17 protein-coding genes and 2 pseudogenes are annotated in these 19,000 nt (G+C 54.1%); 12 read left to right on the top strand and 7 right to left on the bottom strand.

Annotation, left to right across the window (positions count from 1 at the left end):
* The first annotated feature begins 16 nt into the window (after window positions 1–16).
* Window positions 17–2,152 carry an ATP-dependent DNA helicase gene (locus TKWG_RS13305; RefSeq protein ID WP_014751328.1) on the top strand — a complete coding sequence of 712 codons (2,136 nt, stop codon included), beginning with the start codon at window positions 17–19 and terminating at the stop codon, window positions 2,150–2,152.
* An 80-nt stretch (window positions 2,153–2,232) separates the two neighbouring features.
* Here TKWG_RS13305 and TKWG_RS13300 read toward each other — a convergent pair whose 3' ends face one another.
* Window positions 2,233–3,057 (bottom strand): outer membrane protein assembly factor BamD, encoded by an 825-nt coding sequence (locus TKWG_RS13300; protein WP_041709515.1) that lies wholly within the window; start codon window positions 3,055–3,057, stop codon window positions 2,233–2,235.
* 157 nt (window positions 3,058–3,214) lie between these two features.
* Here TKWG_RS13300 and TKWG_RS13295 point away from each other — a divergent pair, with 157 nt between their 5' ends.
* The 5 genes from TKWG_RS13295 (at window position 3,215) to phaR (ending at window position 8,068) form a co-directional block, all read left to right on the top strand.
* Window positions 3,215–4,123 (top strand): RluA family pseudouridine synthase, encoded by a 909-nt coding sequence (locus TKWG_RS13295; RefSeq protein WP_085946370.1) that lies wholly within the window; start codon window positions 3,215–3,217, stop codon window positions 4,121–4,123.
* On the top strand, window positions 4,120–4,926 hold the full coding sequence (gene pgeF, locus TKWG_RS13290) for a peptidoglycan editing factor PgeF (protein ID WP_407636848.1): 807 nt from the start codon (window positions 4,120–4,122) through the stop codon (window positions 4,924–4,926). Before TKWG_RS13295 ends, pgeF begins: the two co-directional genes overlap by 4 nt.
* Before the next feature lie 103 nt (window positions 4,927–5,029).
* Window positions 5,030–6,658 carry a PHA/PHB synthase family protein gene (locus TKWG_RS13285; RefSeq protein WP_014751324.1) on the top strand — a complete coding sequence of 543 codons (1,629 nt, stop codon included), beginning with the start codon at window positions 5,030–5,032 and terminating at the stop codon, window positions 6,656–6,658.
* A 51-nt stretch (window positions 6,659–6,709) separates the two neighbouring features.
* Window positions 6,710–7,447, top strand: a complete 738-nt coding sequence (gene phbB / locus TKWG_RS13280; protein ID WP_014751323.1) for an acetoacetyl-CoA reductase — start codon at window positions 6,710–6,712, stop codon at window positions 7,445–7,447.
* A gap of 45 nt (window positions 7,448–7,492) precedes the next feature.
* Window positions 7,493–8,068: a polyhydroxyalkanoate synthesis repressor PhaR gene (phaR, locus tag TKWG_RS13275; RefSeq protein ID WP_014751322.1), complete on the top strand. Its 576-nt coding sequence runs from the start codon at window positions 7,493–7,495 to the stop codon at window positions 8,066–8,068.
* A 159-nt stretch (window positions 8,069–8,227) separates the two neighbouring features.
* Here phaR and TKWG_RS13270 read toward each other — a convergent pair.
* Window positions 8,228–9,386: pseudogene (locus TKWG_RS13270) on the bottom strand (GNAT family N-acetyltransferase).
* Between the two features lie 67 nt (window positions 9,387–9,453).
* Between TKWG_RS13270 and TKWG_RS21665 the strand changes: the two are divergent.
* Window positions 9,454–10,539: a CobW family GTP-binding protein gene (locus TKWG_RS21665; RefSeq protein ID WP_014751318.1), complete on the top strand. Its 1,086-nt coding sequence runs from the start codon at window positions 9,454–9,456 to the stop codon at window positions 10,537–10,539.
* Window positions 10,540–10,840: 301 nt separating this feature from the next.
* Here TKWG_RS21665 and TKWG_RS13260 read toward each other — a convergent pair whose 3' ends face one another.
* Window positions 10,841–11,050: a CsbD family protein gene (locus TKWG_RS13260; protein WP_014751317.1), complete on the bottom strand. Its 210-nt coding sequence runs from the start codon at window positions 11,048–11,050 to the stop codon at window positions 10,841–10,843.
* 417 nt (window positions 11,051–11,467) lie between these two features.
* Window positions 11,468–12,189, bottom strand: a pseudogene (locus TKWG_RS13255) (haloacid dehalogenase type II); the annotation flags it as partial.
* A 438-nt stretch (window positions 12,190–12,627) separates the two neighbouring features.
* On the opposite strand from TKWG_RS13255, the gene TKWG_RS13250 reads away from it, so the two are divergent.
* The 3 genes from TKWG_RS13250 to TKWG_RS26005 all read left to right on the top strand — a co-directional run bounded on the left by TKWG_RS13250 (window position 12,628) and on the right by TKWG_RS26005 (window position 14,734).
* Window positions 12,628–13,680: a YadA-like family protein gene (locus tag TKWG_RS13250; RefSeq protein ID WP_171815167.1), complete on the top strand. Its 1,053-nt coding sequence runs from the start codon at window positions 12,628–12,630 to the stop codon at window positions 13,678–13,680.
* Window positions 13,681–13,994: 314 nt separating this feature from the next.
* Window positions 13,995–14,189, top strand: coding sequence for a hypothetical protein (locus tag TKWG_RS22630; protein WP_081489296.1), 195 nt, complete (start codon window positions 13,995–13,997; stop codon window positions 14,187–14,189).
* A 410-nt stretch (window positions 14,190–14,599) separates the two neighbouring features.
* Window positions 14,600–14,734, top strand: a complete 135-nt coding sequence (locus TKWG_RS26005) for a hypothetical protein (RefSeq protein WP_264300240.1) — start codon at window positions 14,600–14,602, stop codon at window positions 14,732–14,734.
* A 98-nt stretch (window positions 14,735–14,832) separates the two neighbouring features.
* Here the strand turns inward: TKWG_RS26005 and TKWG_RS13240 are convergent, their stop codons facing one another.
* Window positions 14,833–15,402 carry a TetR/AcrR family transcriptional regulator gene (locus tag TKWG_RS13240; RefSeq protein ID WP_041710271.1) on the bottom strand — a complete coding sequence of 190 codons (570 nt, stop codon included), beginning with the start codon at window positions 15,400–15,402 and terminating at the stop codon, window positions 14,833–14,835.
* A 186-nt stretch (window positions 15,403–15,588) separates the two neighbouring features.
* Between TKWG_RS13240 and TKWG_RS27530 the strand changes: the two genes are divergently transcribed.
* Window positions 15,589–15,939 carry an MFS transporter gene (locus tag TKWG_RS27530; RefSeq protein ID WP_322786545.1) on the top strand — a complete coding sequence of 117 codons (351 nt, stop codon included), beginning with the start codon at window positions 15,589–15,591 and terminating at the stop codon, window positions 15,937–15,939.
* 127 nt (window positions 15,940–16,066) lie between these two features.
* Complete coding sequence (locus TKWG_RS13235) at window positions 16,067–17,113, top strand: MFS transporter (protein ID WP_322786544.1); 1,047 nt, start codon at window positions 16,067–16,069, stop codon at window positions 17,111–17,113.
* Window positions 17,114–17,305: 192 nt separating this feature from the next.
* Here the strand turns inward: TKWG_RS13235 and TKWG_RS13230 are convergent, their stop codons facing one another.
* Window positions 17,306–18,133, bottom strand: a complete 828-nt coding sequence (locus TKWG_RS13230) for a DNA-binding transcriptional regulator (RefSeq protein ID WP_014751312.1) — start codon at window positions 18,131–18,133, stop codon at window positions 17,306–17,308.
* Between the two features lie 91 nt (window positions 18,134–18,224).
* Window positions 18,225–18,968, bottom strand: coding sequence for an HpcH/HpaI aldolase family protein (locus tag TKWG_RS13225; protein WP_014751311.1), 744 nt, complete (start codon window positions 18,966–18,968; stop codon window positions 18,225–18,227).
* Window positions 18,969–19,000 lie beyond the last annotated feature (32 nt).

Here is a 19,000-nt window from a genome sequence, read left to right as displayed (position 1 = left end):
GCAGCAGAACTGGAGTATGATGCCACATGTAATGCCGCAAGGCGAGGTCGTAGGAAACGTTGTGCGAGTACTTGATTTTGATATTTCCGACTGGTTTGGTCAGGAGGGACCGCTGGCGGCAGCGGTGCCCGGCTATACGCTGCGCGACGCGCAGATCCAGCTGGCGCAGGCCGTCGATGAAACGATTGCCTCGCATTCGGTGTTGGTGGCCGAGGCCGGCACCGGCACCGGTAAAACCTGGGCCTATCTGATTCCGGCGTTTCTGTCGGGCGGCAAAGTGCTGATCTCCACCGGCACCCGGACCTTGCAGGATCAGCTGTTCACCAAAGATGTCCCACGGGTTCGTGATGCCCTGGCGCTGCCGGTTCAGGTCGCGTTGCTCAAGGGCAGAAGCAATTACGTCTGTCATTATCATCTGGATCGGCTGGAGCAGGACGAGCGCGCGCTCAAGTCCAGGGATGAAATCTCCCAGTTGCGGCAAATCCGCGTATTCGCAACCCGCTCGCGCTCCGGTGACAAAACCGATTGTGGTCAGGTGCCGGAAGACGCCGATATCTGGAACCGGGTAACCTCGACCCGGGAAAACTGTCTTGGTCAGGACTGCCCCAACGTCAAGGAGTGCTTTTTGCTCAAGGCACGCCGGCAGGCGCAGGAAGCCGATGTTGTCGTCATTAACCACGCCCTGTTTTTTGCCGATCTGGTGTTGCGGGAGGAAGGCATTACAGACCTGTTGCCGGCCGCCGATGCAGTGGTATTCGATGAAGCGCACCAGTTGCCCGACACGGCCACGCGTTTTATGGGCGATGTGGTCTATTCGGGCAATATCACCGATTTTCTGAAATCTGCCGAAGTGGCGGCGCTGGCGTATGCGCGTGACAGCGCCAAATGGACCGAAGCCTGCCAACGGGTATCTTATTATGTGAAAGACCTGCGCCTGGTGGCGGCGCCCATAGAAAAAATGCCCGGACGCAAGGCGACCTTTGAGCAGATTCCCGAAGCTGATCGGTTTTTTGATATTCTGAATAAGCTTTACGATGAGCTGGTTACGCTCACGGGCATGCTCACTGCTGTGCAGGAGCGCCATCCCGATCTGGCGACTGCGGCAAAGTCGGGCACGGAATTGTGTGCACGACTGTACCGCTGGTCGCAACCGGTTATTCTGCCGGAAGGCGTGACCCGCGACAACGCTGAACCGGCTGTTAATGCGATGCCGCGAACAGGACAGGCGGCTGAATCCAAAGCCGGTAACGTGGTGACCGAACAGCTGGTGCGCTGGGTCGAGGTGGGGCTGCACCATTTTCGTCTGCAAATGGCGCCGTTGTCGGTTGCTGATGCTTTCTCGCGCCAGCGGCGCAAGGATCAGGCCTGGATTTTTACCTCTGCCACCTTGTCGGTCTACAAGGATTTTTCGCACTACACCCGTCAGCTCGGGCTCTATGGCGCCCGTACCGAAAGATGGGAGTCGCCTTTTGATTACCAGGACCACGCCATGCTGTATGTGCCTGATCATCTGCCCGAGCCGCAGTCACCCGATTTTCAGAAGCAGTTTGTGACAACGCTGATCCCGTTAATCCAGGCCAGCCCGGGTGGTGTGCTGGTATTGTGCACAACCTTGCGCGCAGTCGACAATATATCGGCCTTGCTGCTGGAGGCCTTTGATACGCATTTCATTGAACGACCGGTATTGCGCCAGGGGGAAAGCTCGCGTGGCACTTTGCTGGAACAGTTTCGCCAACTGAAGAACGCCGTGCTGGTCGGCAGCGCCAGTTTCTGGGAAGGAATAGATTTACCGGGCGATATGCTTACCCTGGTGGCGATTGACAAACTGCCTTTTGCGCCACCCGATGATCCGGTGCTTGAAGCCCGTATCAAAGCCTGTCGCGAGTCCGGCGGCAACCCGTTTTTTGAATACCAATTGCCCAGCGCCGCCATTGCCTTGAAGCAGGGTGCAGGTCGACTGATTCGCACCGAAAAGGATTGGGGGCTGCTGGTGGTCGGGGATCGGCGCCTGGTTGAGAAACCCTATGGAAAACTATTGTGGCGCGGTCTGCCGCCGTTTCGTCGTACGCGCAAGCTTGACGAGGCAACCGCCTTTCTCCAGACCCATGCAAAGGAGATCGCACTACCGGCGGGCGATGACGCAGTATCGTAAATTCGTTTGCAACCGGTGCAGTAACAAAAAGGCGACCCATGGGCCGCCTTTTTTACCTGAAGGTATGAGTCCGGTCTGTCTTAATTGAAGACGCGTGATGGATTCAGCCATGAGAACCAGCCACCGCTGTCCTCTAGGCCTTGTTCATAGTATTTGCTGTTAGGGTAGTTCTGATCCAGAATCCGTTTTGCATCGTTGGCCTGGTCGGCCATGCCAAGTTGCTGGTACGACTTCATCATGATATATAGCGCAGGTTCGGCAGCGGCCACACCGGTAAAGTCTTTCAGGACCGACTGACTGCGGTTGATGGCAGCAACATAGGCATGACGTGTGTAATAGTATTTTGCCACGTTGACTTCGTTGTCGGCAATGGTGCTAACCAGCCATGTCAGGCGCTGCCTGGCGTCACGGGTATAGCGGCTTTCCGGATAGCGCTGGATAAGCTCATTGAACGCGTCATATGACTGGCGCAGACCCTTGGGGTCGCGTTCGCTGGGATCCTGCCCGGTCAGGCTGCGCAGATAGGAGCTGGGCGGCGTAAACGTAACCAGACCTTTCAGATACAGCATGTAATCGGTGCCCGGATGGCTGGGATACAGGCGCAGGAAGCGGTCAATGACAGCCACGGCCTTTTCCGGTTCGTTGTCCTTCCAGTTCACATAGGCCTGATCGATCAGCGATTGCTGGGCGAAACTGGAATAGGGATAACGGGCTTCGACTGCTTCCAGATAGGTGCGCGCGGTTTTATAGTCATTACTGCGCACGTTGTCGCGAGCCTCCTGATATAACTGGGGCGCTGACATACCGGCTGTTCTGTCAGCTTCTCGGGTCATCATGCTGCTGCAACCTGCAATAGTCAGGCAGCCCAACGCAATGAGAGAAGTTCGAAGCAAACGTTTATGCATAATTTGGAAGTGACTGTTAGTTAAAGTTCAAAAAGCAATCTGATAATACCATTGCCGCGTTATTATAAGAACATTATATGATTTTACAGTGTTTTCTATCGATGTCAGACCCAACTTTGCAGGATGCCGACGAAATTCCCGACAATGAGCAGCGGCAATTCCGTCTTCCCATGACGATGATCGGCGAGCGCTGGATAAGGTCCTGGCTGCGCTCATACCCGAACATTCACGCAGCAGGCTGCAGGGATGGATAGAACAAGGGCATGTGCTGGTCAATGGCGTACCCGGCAAAATCCGCCAGAACGTAGGCGCCGACGACCTGCTGCTGGTCACCATGCAGCTGGCGCCCGAACAGACGGCCTTTACACCGGAACCGGTAGATTTTATGGTCGTGGCCGATTCTGCAGACTGGATTGTGGTCAACAAGCCCGCCGGCCTTGTCACCCATCCCGGCGCCGGCAACTGGTCGGGTACGCTGTTAAACGGTCTGCTCTACAGGTATCCTGAACTGGCCCATGTGCCTCGGGCTGGCATTGTGCACCGCCTGGACAAGGACACCGATGGTTTGCTGGTGGTGGCGCGCAACGAAGCGGCCCAGACGCATTTTGTCAGGCAATTGCAGGCGCGCACCATGGGAAGGGAATATGAAGCGCTGGTAATGGGACATAGCCCTGCCAGCGGCAGCGTCACCCTTCCTATCGGTCGTGATCGCCATGTACCGGTGCGCATGTCCACCGTCACGCCGATTGCAGCCAAGGAAGCGATTACCCATTATGAGCGCCTGGCTTTCGGCTATATCGACGAGGCGCCCGTCAGCCATGTGCAATGCAGGCTGGAAACTGGCAGAACCCACCAGATCCGGGTTCATATGCATGCGCTGGGGCATCCTTTGCTGGGTGATACCCTGTACAACGGCAAGTTGCTAGGCCCCGCGCAGCGTCAGATGCTGCACGCAAGGCGCCTCACCTTTATTGATCCAGCCACGGATCAGCCCCGGTCATTTGACGCGGCTCGCCCTGACGATATGGAGCGGGTAATGGCAGCCATTGAATGGACATCAAAATGAAACCGTTACATGTGACCGGACAGCGCTGGCCAGGCGTGCGTTATTTCACTAGCACACGTCATGGAGGCGTGAGCCAGGCGCCCTACGATAGCAATAATCTGGGGCTGCACGTCAAGGATGATCCGCAGGCGGTATGGGAAAACCGCAAGCGGCTGCGTGCTTTGTTACCGGGGGACCCGGTCTGGCTTGACCAGGTGCATGGCACCAGCGTACTGGATGCAGATGCGGCCCGGGTTGGGACTGATGTGGCGGGACCGTTTGACGCCAGTATGACGATGACGCCTGGTCGGGTATTGGCTATTCTGACCGCCGATTGTCTGCCGGTGGTATTTGCCTCGGACAAGGGCGTGGCGGCAGCTCATGCGGGCTGGCGTGGTCTGGCCGCAGGCGTGCTGGAAAATACTGTCAAAAAACTGCATAGTGCCTGCGGTAAACTGCCTGATTACGCTTGGATTGGCCCTGCCATTTCCCGCCAGGTATTTGAAATCGGTCCGCAAGTGCGCGAGGCGTTCCTGGATGTGGATCCCACGGTGGCCTTTTGCTTCATGCCGCATCCGGACAATCCAGGCAAGTGGCTGGCCGATCTTTCCGGCATTGCAGCTCATCGCCTGGCGGTGCTTGGCATCAGGCAGGTTGAACAAAGCGGCCTGTGCACCTACCGGCAGGATGACCTTTTTTATTCCTACCGGCGCAGCCAGACAACCGGCAGATTGGCCACGGTTATTTGGCTCGAGCCTGATTGTCTGCGGCGGCCGGTAATTTGTGCAGAGCCAGGCCTGGTGGGCGCTCAGGGTTTCCCTTAGTGGGGTAGATACCGTCTGACGTACTGTTTGTTTTTATATAGAATGATTTGTACACGGTGAGCATGCACGAATGAACATCAGACCACCACAGCCGGAGAGACGAGTGACCAACGAGACTGATCAAGCACGGGCAGGCCAGGCAGATCCGGCACAGGATGCAGCCTTCCCGGCGCGGTTGCAGACCGAGTTTCTCGCCAAATGGCAGCAAATAGCCGCGGCAGGCCAGCAGGGTACCTTGCCACCGCTCACCGACAGAAGGTTCAGCAGTGCGGCCTGGCAGGAAAGCCCGCAGCACCTGCTGATGGCCCACCTCTATTTGCTGTCGGCCAGTATCATGCAGAAAATGGTCGAACAGGCTGCGGTACCCGATAATGTGCGGGAACGGCTGCGATTTTCGGTTGAGCAGTGGAACGACGCCATGTCGCCCGCCAACTATTTTCTGACCAACCCCGACGCGCTTAAAACCTTTACAGACACGAATGGCGAGTCTTTGCAGAAGGGGTTTCTGAATCTGCTGGGCGACCTGCGCCGCGGCCAGATTTCCCAGACAGATGAATCCAGCTTCGAAGTGGGTAGCAATCTGGCCACAACAGCGGGTTCCGTGGTATTTGAAAATCCCTGGTTCCAACTGCTGCAGTATGCGCCGCAAACGGCAACCGTGTACCGACGGCCGTTGCTGATGGTCCCGCCGTGCATCAACAAATATTACATTCTGGATTTGCAATCGGGCAATTCCCTGGTGGAGTATGCAGTGAGCCAGGGCTTTACCGTATTCATGGTGTCCTGGCGCAACCCGACCGTGGCAGATACCGATGGCATACAAAAGTCAACCTGGGACGACTATATAGAAAAGGGCGTGCTGACCGCAATCGATACGGTCTGCCAGATTACCGGTCAGTCGCAGATCAATGCCCTGGGATTCTGCGTAGGCGGCACCATGCTTTCCAGCGCGCTGGCAGTGGCGCGCGCACGCGGCGATAACCCGGTGGCCAGTGTGACGCTGCTGACCACGCTGCTCGATTTTGAAGATACCGGGGTACTCGATGTGTTCGTCGATGAAGCGCATGTGGCCTATCGGGAGCAATTGCTGGGGCAGGGCGGGATGATGACGGCCAAAGAACTGGCCACCACCTTTTCGTTTTTGCGGCCCAATGAACTGGTCTGGAACTATGTCGTCAGCAATTACCTGAAAGGCAAGGCACCGCCCGCATTCGACCTGTTGTACTGGAACTCCGACGGGACCAACCTGCCGGGTCCGTTCTTCACCTGGTACTTTCGGAATATGTATCTGGAAAACAGACTGTGCCGCGCGGGCGCGCTGAAAATATGCGCCGAAGCGGTCGATCTTGCCGATCTGGACATGCCGGCATATGTTTATGGCTCAAAAGAAGATCACATCGTTCCCTGGCATGCCTCGTTTGCCTCGGCACGTCTGCTCTCGGGCGATGTCCGATATATTCTGGGCGCTTCCGGCCACATTGCAGGTGTGATCAATCCGCCGGCAAAGAACAAACGCAACTACTGGACCAGTGATACCATGCAGGTGCAGCAGACCGATGCCCGGCAATGGCTGGAAAGTGCAGAGTCGGTACCTGGCAGCTGGTGGCCAGACTGGGCCGGCTGGCTGGCGGGGCATAGCGGGCGCAAGGTAAAAGCTAAAGCAACGCAGGGCAATGCCGCCTACCCGCCACTGGCCCCGGCGCCGGGGCAGTATGTAAAAGTCAAAGCCTGACCAGGCCAATGCATCGTTTTATTACCGTGAAAGTAGCCTAAGGAGTTCAAAATGACACAAAAAATAGCATATGTTACGGGTGGGATGGGAGGTATCGGGACCTCTATCTGCCAGCGCCTGCACAAAGACGGATTCACGGTTATCGCCGGCTGCGGTCCGCAGCGCAATGCCCAGCAGTGGATTGACGAACAGGCGGCACAGGGGTATACATTCTATGCATCGGCAGGAAATGTATCCGACTGGGATTCCACCGTCGCCGCATTTGAAAAGGTCAGGGCTGACCACGGCCCCGTGGACGTGCTGGTCAATAATGCCGGCATTACGCGGGATGGCGTGTTTCGCAAAATGTCCATTGATGACTGGCGCGCGGTCATGGATACCAATCTGAACAGCCTGTTCAATGTGACCAAGCAGGTAATTGAGCATATGTATGAAAAGCGCTGGGGGCGTATCATTAATATCAGTTCGGTCAACGGACAGAAAGGGCAGTTTGGCCAGACCAACTATTCCACGGCTAAAGCAGGTATTCATGGCTTTACCATGGCTCTGGCGCAGGAAGTTGCAAGTCGTGGCGTTACCGTCAATACGGTCTCCCCTGGTTATATCGGCACCGACATGGTGCGCGCTATCCGCCCCGAGGTGCTCGAGCAGATTGTCGGCACGATCCCTGTTCGCAGGTTGGGCACGCCCGAAGAAATTGCCTCGATTGTGTCATGGCTGGCTTCAGACGAATCCGGCTTTTCCACCGGCGCCGACTTCTCGGTCAACGGTGGCCTGCATATGGGTTAAGTCCTTCAATCGGACAAAGACAGTTATTTAAAGGTTAAACAGGTAATGGCTAAAGCAACTGAAACGGACACCGTCCGCACAATTAAAAAATATCCCAATCGTCGGCTCTACGATACGCAGACCAGCACGTACATTACGTTGCAGGATGTGAGACAGTTGGTGTTGGACAATGTCCGCTTTCAGATGCTGGATGCCAAGTCTGGCGAAGAACTCACGCGCAGTATCCTGCTGCAAATTATCCTTGAAGCGGAATCCGGTGGCGTGCCCATGTTCAGTTCCAACATGCTGGCGCATATTATCCGTTTCTACGGACACGCCATGCAGGGCGTCATGGGTTCCTATCTTGAGAAGAACATGCAGGCATTTGTCGATATTCAGGACAAACTGGCCGAACAGTCAAAAGGCGTGTACACACCGCAATTTGGCGCTGAAGCCTGGTCGCAGTTCATGAACATTCAGGCGCCGCTGCTTAACAATATGATGAACAATTACGTTGAGCAGTCCAAGAACATGTTCGTGCAGATGCAGGAGCAGATGCAGAACCAGACCAGCAATATATTTGGCGGTTTCCCGTTTAACCCCGCCGATCTCGATAAAGACAAAGATAAAGAAGACAAATAAGCGGGCGGCTGCACAGCTCGCCTGGTTGTCCAGGGGCTGGTCGCCATGATCAGCGCTATGCTGTTCGGGGGGCACGCCCGCCTCAGGCAATGACCGGTCCACATGCCTTTGTGGCTGCGGCCCGGCAACGGGTGCCGATCGTGCTCCGGCACTGGACGGTTACTCGGGCTGTGAAGGAGCACGCGGTATCGGAGCGTCGTTCTGTTTCCTGAAAGGCGAATGTTCGTGCAGATCGTCCAGGTAGGCCTGGACATGCACCGTCTCCTCATCAAGAAAGCGATGGATGGCGTCCGCAAATTCAGGCCGGGCGATCCAGTGTGCCGAATAGGTTGTCTGCGGCAGCAACCCGCGCGACAACTTGTGTTCTCCCTGAGCCCCGCCTTCAAACAGTGCAATGCCGTGGGTAATGCAATAGCGTATGCCCTGCATATAGCAGGTTTGAAAATGCAGGCCAGGTATATATTCGTGCGCGCCCCAATAACGACCGTACATTTTATTGTTACCGATCATGTTCATGGCACAGGCTACCGGGCTGCCCTGGCGCTGCGCAATTACAAGCAGCAGGCTATCCGGCGCATGTTGTAGCAATTGGCTGAAGAACGCCTCGGACAGATAAGGCTGGCGACCACGCTCGTAATATGTATTGCAATAGCAGGAAAAGAAAAACGACAGATCTTCAGCGGTAATCTGGTGACCGCGCTTATATTCAAACGTGATATCGGCCTGTGCCACCTTGCGCGCTTCCTGGCGAATTTTCTTTCGTTTGTCATAGGTCAGACTGGCCAGGAAGGCATCGAAATCGGCATAACCGGCATTGTTCCAGTGGAACTGGACGCTTTCGCGTACCATGTAGCCGGATTCGCGTAGTACGGCCAGATCGTCCTGTTCGGGAAACAGTACGTGGATGGACGACACTTGCATGCGTCCGGCTACTTCAATGGCCGCCCGGGCCAGTACGTGCCTGGCCTGGCGTTGCGACCGATCAGGCGGGGGCCGGTAACCGGCGAAAACGGGGCGGCGCATAACAGTTTGGGATAGTATTCAAGGCCGTACTGGCTGAAGGCTCGCGCCCAGGCCATATCGAAGACAAATTCGCCTGGGAATGAGTTTTCAAATACATTGGCATGAAACCGGCAGGCTGCCGGTGCTGATCGTATAGAATCAGGTGACACGGTTGCCAGCCGGTCTCCTCGCTGGTGCAGCCGGTATTTTCCATGGCACGTAAAAATGCCGGAGAGATAAACGGGTTATCGTCGGACCAGGCGCGCCAGTCAAAGTCCGGCAGATCGGCCAGCGAGTGCAGGAGTTCTACCTGCATGTTGTTTACGTCTTCAGACGACACTGCATACCACCGTTTATTGCTACCACCACTTCAGACTCCTTGTATGACTACGACTGCATTTGATACCGACAACCGGGTTGCCATTACCGCTGTTACCGGTTTTCTGGGTAGCGGAAAAACCCGTTATATCAACCAGCTGTTACAGCAACCCGGCATGGCCAATACGGTTGTGATCGTAAACGAAATCGGCCAACTGGGAATTGACCAGGCAAACTGGTCATTCGTACAGCCTTCCACTATTCTACTAGAAGGCGGCTGCCTGTGCTGTCAGATGCAGGGCTCCATGAGCGCGACACTGCAGCGCCTGTTCACCGATGCCCTGGCGCGGACCATTCCTCGCTTCAATCGCATTATTGTAGAGACCAGCGGTCTGGCAGACCCGTCGGCCTTGCGTTTTACATTGCATAGTGATTTTTTCCTCAAGGAACGTTTCTTCTACAATGGCTGCATCTGCATCGTGGATGCTGTCAATACCGATAAGCAGAGCGCTTATGTTGAATGGTCCCGACAACTGGTGCAGGCGGATCTGGTCCTGCTGTCCAGAACAGACAGCGCCACAGCAGAGCAGGCATGGGTCGTTGCCCAACATGTATCAAGCAATACTGATGCACCGGTCATGAGCATACCGCACTTTTTTGCGAACGCAAATCCGCTGGATTTGTTGTCAGCGCTGCACGTATCGTCCAGGCCAGGCGCCGGATCTTCCAATTTTCTGACAGGGCCGCTGGCCGGCGCTATTCGTACCGGCCGGCAAAATGCGGTGCAGCAGCTGGAGCAGGAGCAGGCGCATCAGCGACCCAAACCACAAGCTTCACTAAGGCCGGTGCAGGCGCACTCGGCCATCACGATCGTGACGCTTGAGTTTACCGAGCCGCTACGGCGTAGCGTGTTCAATCAGGCCCTGGAGGCGATGCTCGCCAGCCTGGGCACGGCATTGATCAGGCCAAAGCGTTATTGCGTTTTGTTGACGATCCAGGTCTGTATCTTTTCAATATCGTACATGCACAGCGTTATCCCGCCCAGCGCTTGCGAGTTGCGCAGACGCAGGATCGGGCTGCAATGGTGCTGTTTCTTGATGGTGCTATGGAACAAGCGAGATTGCCAAAGGCAGAGGATTTTTATCAGATAAGCATTCGAACCTGACTGACCTTGGCATTATATAAAGGGGGTGCGGCAGTTGAAAAGGCCGCAAGCTTTGCACCGTTAGCGACTCGGCGGCAAAGCTTGCGGTATGGTGCTTGAATGTATATCGTCGCTGCTGCGGACTGCTGGTTTATCTGAATTTTCCATGTCGCCCAACACCAGGTCGTTCAATCGTCAAGTTGTTCAACCGTCAGGCAGCTTACCCTTCGGATAAATCGACTCATCAGAAAAATCAGATCGTTTAGTGCTGGCCAGCGATTTGCGTATCAGCGAACAGGGCCGCTGGATCAAACGTCGTTATTGTGGCGAGACCAGAAGTCACTCACTTGCTTTTCTGCTTCCTCTTTGGTGCGACCATACTTTTCCTGCAGGATGCCTGCCAGTTTCTGGGCACTGCCATTGACCTGGGCGACATCGTCGTCAGTCAACTCTCCCCATGTCTGCTTTACAGAGCCTTTGACCTGTTCCCATTTGCCGGCTGCAATATCTTTATTCATGCTGTGCTCCTGTTTCAGTTAATGTAAAAATCAGCGTTTGATACTCTGATCACTTGAGTCTTTAGCGTAGCATGCACAATGGCATGGCAATTGTCATGGATGTAACGCACGGTAAAAGGTCACCATCGCGGTGCCCATGTCCTGCAAACGCAGCTATGTCAATTGTATTTCCGGTGAAAATCTGCAGACCCCTGATATACAACGGCGTGCAGCAGATTTCGGCATTGCCTGCGGGCACGCAAATACGCCTGCATGAAAGGTGAATATAAATAGTTACAAGAATCCGCAGTAGTCTCGTGAGTACGTGCGTCGGGTCCATTTACATCTTTCAATTGCAAGAGCATTGCACGTTTCATCTGCAAGGTTGCATTGGCAGTCTCAGGTACTCATCTCATTTTTTATGTGCATGCCAACAGATTATGTCGGCGAGCAGCCAAGCTTTTGCGCCAGGTCAAGCATATCCCGCGCCACGACATCCCAATCCTGTTCGGGCACCAGGTCTTTTGTTTGCTGTGGACCGTGCTCGGTAGGGCGGGGAATGAAAGCCGTGCGCATGCCGCAAAGGCGCGCTGCGGCAAGATCACTGTTGTGTGCCGCGACCATGCAAATCTGCTCGGGCCGCAAATCCAGAATCTCTGCCGTTCGCAAATAGGCTTGGGGCGCGGGCTTATAGGCCTGGGCCGTTTCGGCCCCAAGAATGGCGTCCCAGGGCAGGCCGGCCCGTTTGGCCATATCAAGCATCAGCCGGATATTGCCGTTAGATAGCGGAGCAATAATATAGCGGCTTTTGAGGCGAGTGAGCCCCAATACGGAATCAGGCCATGGATCCAGCCGGTGCCAGGCCAGATTAAGTTCGGTCAGGGCATCCGCAGGCAGGCTGGCGGCCGACGCTCCAAACGTTGCCAGCGTTTTCTCCAGACTCTCCCTGTGCAGCACATCCAACCTTGTAAAGGGGCGTCTGCACTGCGAACCTCTTCCATTGACGGTGAATAATGACTGCGCCAGACGTCGGCAAAGGCTGCCGGGTCAATGGTTGTCAGTGCATGCCTGCGTGCAAACTCAGTCACTTCGCTGATGACACCGCTGCGCCAGTCTACGACCGTTCCAAAAACATCGAATACCAGTGCGCGCAAATCAAGCTCAATTGCATCTGCCATAGTTTATTTCCTTTTAGAAGGGTGTGCGGGCGAAGGCTCCCGCGCAAAAAGTGTTTTGTGTACATGATAACCAATGTATTGCACAGGCAAGCGGCCTGCTTGCGGATGGCGTTGAATTAATGACCGGCAGCACTGCCGGCCAACCGGATTTCCGATTTGGCAAACGTGTGTGTGATTGTACTAACAGCCGAGCCGCGGGAGACATGGTTCTGTGGCGGTGATGTGACGACGTCATTGTGATCATTACATCCTGATTCTCCAGAGTAAATGTACGCGTCTTTCGGCATTTACGGATTTTTTGATCTGTTCCAAATCTCTAGAATATTTTTGCTGCTGCCAGACCTGAATCCGGCATCCGATTGCCGGATCAGTTATCTGCACGCTGGCGTATATATTGATTCAATGAGAGAGAAAGATTGTATGTTTAGACTCAAGAGAACTCTACCGCAAGTGACCGTAATCACGCTTGCTTCCATGCTGCTATTTTGCCAGCAGGCGGGCGCAGAGCAGGGCGAACCGCGCTCCACCCAGCTGGGTCACGAGGCCGAGGCCATTGGCGATGGTGCCGTGGCCATCGGTTGGGGCGCAAACGCTCGCGGAAAAGATAGCATCGCAATTGGTTCCAAAGTTCAAATAATCGGTCCTGCCACAACCTTTGCCTCAGAGGGTGGCATCGCCATAGGAGCGGGTTCACAATCGCATAGGGCCGGCGACGTCAATTTTGGTTCGCGCACACTGTCGGGGTTGCGCGATGGTATCGGCGACGACGAGGCAGTCACCATGCGCCAGATGAAAGCGGCGCGGGCCTATACCGATACTGTAAAAAATGATCTGATCAAAATGGTCGATCAGGCTGGCTCGCCCGTGCTGGCTCAAGCGAAGGCCTATTCCGACTTGTCCAGAAACCAGGCCATTGCAGCGGCCAACGCCTATAGCGACGCAGTCAAGAACGAAACCATTATTCAGGGTAAAAAGCATGTGGAGCAGATTATTGCGGCCGGGCGTGCACAGCACGATACAAAGCTGCTGTCACAGGCAAAATCGTACTCGGAACGGCAAAATCAGGCCACGCTGGAAAACGCCAATGCGTACAGCGAGAAAGTAGGGCGTGAGGTCCTTTCCAGTGCAAACGCTTTCACGGAGTTTCGCAGTCGGCAGGCCCAGGACAATGCGGTCACGCTGTCCAGACAATATACGGACCGACGTGTCGGCCAATTGGAATCGCAAATAAAAAAATTCCGCCGACGGGCTAATGCCGGTATTTCCGGCGCAATGGCAATGACTACCCTGACACCGCCGCCCGCGAATGCGAACGCCTCTTTTGGAATGGCGATGGCAACATACAGGAATCAAGTGGCACTGGCCTCTGGTGTCACCTTCAGGACGGGAAAAAACAGTAATCTGCGCCTGAATACTTCATGGGATTCTGCTGGTGGCATTGGTGCCGCTGCTGGTTTTAATGTGGCCTGGTAGCCCGGGCAGGAGGCACTTGCAAGCGATTACGGGCCTCCGTAGTTGACTGTGAATCCCAGTCCGTGGCTATTCTGGCGCCTGTGCCTTGGACATAGCTGCTGGTGCCAAGATGTTCGCTCGCAGGGGAGGTTCACGCAGACGAACACCCTTGCGGGTTTTTTCATCATCAGAATGGGCCAATAGTGGCTTTTTCGCCATCATTTTCAGCATAAAGTTTGCAATTGTATATAAGTGAAATCAAATTTACATTTATGATATCCGTAGCTGCAGGTTCGTCGGTAAGATGACCGTATTTAACCCATGGGGAATCCAAAATGAAAAAAATGATTGCGTTTCTTGGTCTTTCTGTCGTTTTCCTGGCTGGCTGTACGGCCCGGGGACCATCTGTTTCAGTCGATCCAGGTGGTATTTATCCATATGGTTACGATGGCGGTGGTCACGGTCACTATCGAGGAGGCGGCGGCGGTCGCTTCTGCCCACCCGGACAAGCCAAGAAAGGCAACTGCTAATTGCAAATGCCTGGCACTACATAAAGCCCGTTTGCACAAGACGGGCTTTTTTTTACTTTTTTCCAGTGGGTTGTGCCTGCATACGCCTGAATCGAAACGATAATAAAAAAATTTTGCCATACAAGAAAACGGCCATAAAACGCGCACTTCTGCCCGCAAACTGAGTCGCTTATATTGGCCAGACAGTCTGAGCCCATCGGTGCGAGCAGGTCACTTTATTGCTTGAACGGGCTGCTTCATTGAACCGGTCCTTTTGAAAGGCCTTCTAGTGCCTGCGCGGGCAACTGCTCTCTGTATCTGAACGATCCATTTGCCCAATTGCCCCAGAATATTGTCAGGCATCAAGCCCGGGAAAAATGGGTTGAGCTACAATAATGAATTCAGATAATGGTCAATATAAGGAAATTGGCATGACAAACGACACAACGCCCAAGGCCTATGGTGTGCCCAAATTATGGGATGGTTATGGCTTCCCATTTGTTTTTGTTCCGGTGCTGGTGGGTGCCTGTGTGGTGCTGTTACTTTTGGAGCAACTTTTTTCCTGAATGAACGTACGTGTTCGTTGCGTTAATGGCGCACTATGGCAAAAAAAGCCAGCGCTTGTTCGTCCCCGGTAATAAACAATTAAACAGGATATAGCCTGTCAGTCCGGTCGTTCAAGCAGACGCTCAATATCTCCAAATACCGCTTGCCATTCCTGTGGCGACAGATCAAAGAAGTTGAAACTGCGAAGCAGGAAGGCGCCTTCGTTGGCGATAAAGGCCAGCCGGGCATTGCGCCCTTGTGCAGTGGAAAAATCCAGCCCGCCCAACTGTCTGGCGTACCACGCGCGAGTTTCGGCCAACTGGTCGGAGTTCGGAACCAGCCCGGCGAGCATGGCGGCAAAACGTGACTCATCCTGTACATCGGCCTCTCTGGTAACCTTTATATGGGCGCGTACATGCGCAATCGCGTCCGTTTTATCGCCTGCCGCCTGCGCAACCTCTGCGTCGAAATGATCGCTCCAGCGCATGATCATCGCCTTGATCAGGCCTTCCTTATTGCCGAAACAATACTGTACGCCGCCCTTGGTAATATTTGCTGCTTTGGCTAATGCGTCCATTGTCAGGCCGGCAACACCATGTTGCGCAACAATTTTCTCTGCTAATTCCAGCAGCTTCTCTCGGTCAATCGACCGCGGCCTGCCAACGGTTTGTGATTTGTTTTGGTTCATATCAAAAATTACTTTCCATACGTATGGATTTATATTATAGTGCATCTCTTGATTCCTACAAGGAATAATTTGATTTCATACCAAGCAACATATCGGTCCCAAGCGCACGCCTACCGATGCTGACTGTATGTGGCTCGCACGCCCAGGCTTTTACTCATGGCCGTCGGAGCAAACGAATTTTTTATCATGATTGCAACTAACAAACCTGCACACAACCGGTGGCTGATACTGGCTATCGTCTCCAGCGCCTTGTTTCTTATTGTTATTGACCTGACGGTGCTTTACACCGCGTTACCGCGTTTGACGCATGATCTGCAGGCCAGTGCTTCACAGAAGCTGTGGATCATTAATGCTTATCCATTGGTGGTTGCCGGTCTGCTGCCGGGCCTGGGCACGCTGGGTGACCGCCTCGGACACAAGCAGCTTTTTCTTAACGGTTTGCTGGTATTTGGCGTGGCATCGCTGGTGGCAGCTTTCGCACGTAGCCCGAAGTACTTATCTGCAGCCGTGTATTGCTTGCCGTGGGCGCCGCCATGATGATGCCGGCCACATTGTCCATTATTCGGCTGACCTTTGAGGATGATAAGGAACGTGCCTTTGCTATTGGCATCTGGCTGCCGTTGCGTCCGGCGGTGCCGCTTTCGGGCCGGTAGTTGGTGGTATTTTGCTGGAGTTTTTCTGGTGGGGTTCGGTCTTTCTGATCAACGTGCCTGTGGTCGTGATTGCCTTCGTAGTGGGCGCGCGCGTTCTGGAAAAACGGCCGGGTAATAAAACCCGTAAATGGGATCTGATCAGTTCCGCGCAAATCATGGTTGGCCTGATTGGCCTGACCTATGCAATCAAGGAACTGGGAAAGCCGCAGGCTGACTGGGTTGCATTTGTCATCACGCTGGTGCTGGGCATTGGTGCTCTGTTCATTTTTTATCGTCGACAAAAGCGTAGTGCGGCACCTTTGATTGATCTTGGTTTATTCCGCAATAAACAGTTTCTGCTTGGGGTCATCGCTGCATCGGTTATGTCGGCAACGCTTATTGGATTCGAACTCGTTTTTAGCCAGCGGTTGCAATTGGTAAGTGGTTACTCTCCATTGCAGGCCGGCCTGCTCATTTTGCCAATCCCTCTTGCGGCTTTTTTTGCCGGACCGCTAATGGGATCATTGCAGCCAAAGCTTGGTACGGCTCGTCTGCTATGGCTTTCATTGCTGGTCTCGGCAGTTGGCTCACTTTGGTATTTGTTTATATTCGATGGCGCCATCCTGTGGTGGTCAGTGGCGCTGGCGGTTTTCGGATTTGGTGCGGGTGCGGCCATTACGGGCGCATCCACAGCCATTATCAATAACGCTCCCGCCAGTCGGGCAGGCATGGCAGCGTCAATAGAGGAAGTGGCCTACGAACTGGGGGGTGCAATGGGCGTCACTATTTTCGGCAGTATCATGTCTGTGATTTATACGATGAAATTGGTGTTGCCTGCTGATTTTTCTGTGCCGGGTATTGTGCGCGACAGCCTGGACCAGGCGCATCTGGTTGCAGAGCAATTGCCACCCGAACAAAGTCAACGGCTACTGTCGATTGCTTTCGCTTCATTTGACTACGCCTTTATCGGGGTAGTAGTGGGAGTGACTGCTATGCTGTTTTTGACCGCCGGCGCTATTTATCTGACGAGCTTGCGGTCAGCCGACAGCGTGGATTCCAGTCTTGATACAAATCATTAAGGGTCTTTGAAAAAAAGCATTGTACAGCCGCCAAGCGCACAAAAGACGGGCCGAAATGTGGATGGCGTTGCGCAGCACGAAGTGGAGACAAGAGCGATCCATACGCCCATGTAGTTCTCAGCCAATTTGTGCATACATCAGAATAAATAGGCGACTTACGTGTGTCCCGAGTGTCGCTTGGCATACGGCTTATTATTTTTGGCGTTTCAAGCCTTTATTCATGTCGGAGATTGCCTTGTCTTTTGCCGAATGATTTAATTGCTGCAGGCGGGTGCTCACGTTTCTTGCCAGTTCCTGAAGATCAGCAAGATAAGTGGCAATGGCCTTTTTATCAGTCAGAACTGATGAAAAAAAAGTCAGACCCACTGTGGCAACAACTCGGTTTTGAACGAGAATTGGAACAGCGATTGTTTGCGAAACCGGTCGAACCGTCCTGCTTCGTGTGGCAAATCCATTGCTGCGTATATCCCGGAGTAACTCTTGGAAAGTTACCCGGTCACGAGCAGGCGCATCTTCTGCATTACTCGAGAGGGCGAGGGCGTCAAGGATTATTTCCTGCTCCTCATTGTCACAGAATGCCAGATAGGCGCGTCCTAAAGCCCGGCTGGCCAGACTGAGCCGCATATTGATCGATGAATGCAACAGCGCCAGCGGAGACAGCGGAATGGTGCTGTAGCGCACCACCACCGCGTTGTCTTCAAAAACAGCGATTGCCATTGGCCATTTGACCTTCAGCGTCATTGCGTCCATGAGTGACATGGCAGCTTCGACAATTTGAGGCTCACTATGGTATCCCGTGGACAAGGATCTGACTTCCGAAGTCAAATAATAGGCGCCATGTTGTGGTGCATGCCGCACGAGGTGCAGATCCTCGAGTGTTCGCAGCAGACGTACGATGGTAGGCTTGGGTAGAAGGGTCTGCAGATGCAGCATATCTACGGTCGAGACGGGCTGACGATTCATAGCCTGTAAGATGGCGATGGCACGCGCAACGGAGCGAACGGATTGAGATGAGCTCAAAACAGCTTCCTGCAAAAGATTGATGTCGTATTTTGATCGGTCCGGGCTTGACCGTTATCGTTTCTCTTGAAAACCTAGTCCGGTTTTCATATTACACGACCTGGGAAGATGCCGCCGCTTGCGCGGCCTGGCGCAGCAAGGATTGATCGGATCCCACGACGATCCAGTTAGCTCCTAGTGCCGCATAGGTATCGCGCTCCTCGATATTGCCGACGGCGATACCGGCGATTTTTCCTGCCGATCGGGCACGTTCCATGGCGCTTTCGGTTACGCGCGTGATGAGCGCGTGTTTCGGATCGTCAAGTCCGAAGGACAGGGCTAGGTCTGCGCGACCTATAAAAATGCCGTCGATGCCGTCAACAGCCAATATATCCTCAATTGACTCGACGGCTGCTTCACTTTCGATCTGGGCAATGATCAAGGTGTTGTCAGCAGCGTTCAGGCATTGTTGCATATTAAGCGTTCCATAGCGGGCTGCACGAGGCGAGCTTGAAAAACCGCGCTCGCCACCCCGGTAACGTGCTTTTTCTACAACGGAGCGGGCCTGATGAGCACTGTCAACATGTGGCACAAGCAAGCCCGCTGCACCAATGTCAAGCACTGAAAGGATGGTAGAAGCGGCCGTATTAGGAATACGGACGATCAATGGCCAGCTTGCCGCGCGTCCGGCGAGCATGAGCAGATCAAGCGTCGATCTGTCCAGAGGCGCATGTTCGGCATCCAGTACACCGAAATTGAGCGAAGTAAGGCCTAGAATTTCAATGACATGAACCGAACTTGATTTGATGAATGTTCCGATCTGTGCTCGGCTGATGGATGAATTTGATGTTTTCATATATTTTTCATTGTGTGCAGGCAGTCACGTTT

The sequence above is a fragment of the Advenella kashmirensis WT001 genome (assembly GCF_000219915.2).
GTDB lineage: Bacteria > Pseudomonadota > Gammaproteobacteria > Burkholderiales > Burkholderiaceae_B > Advenella > Advenella kashmirensis.
The sequence above is the reverse complement of the archived record's forward strand: the minus strand, read 5'-3'. Positions and strand labels throughout refer to the sequence as shown.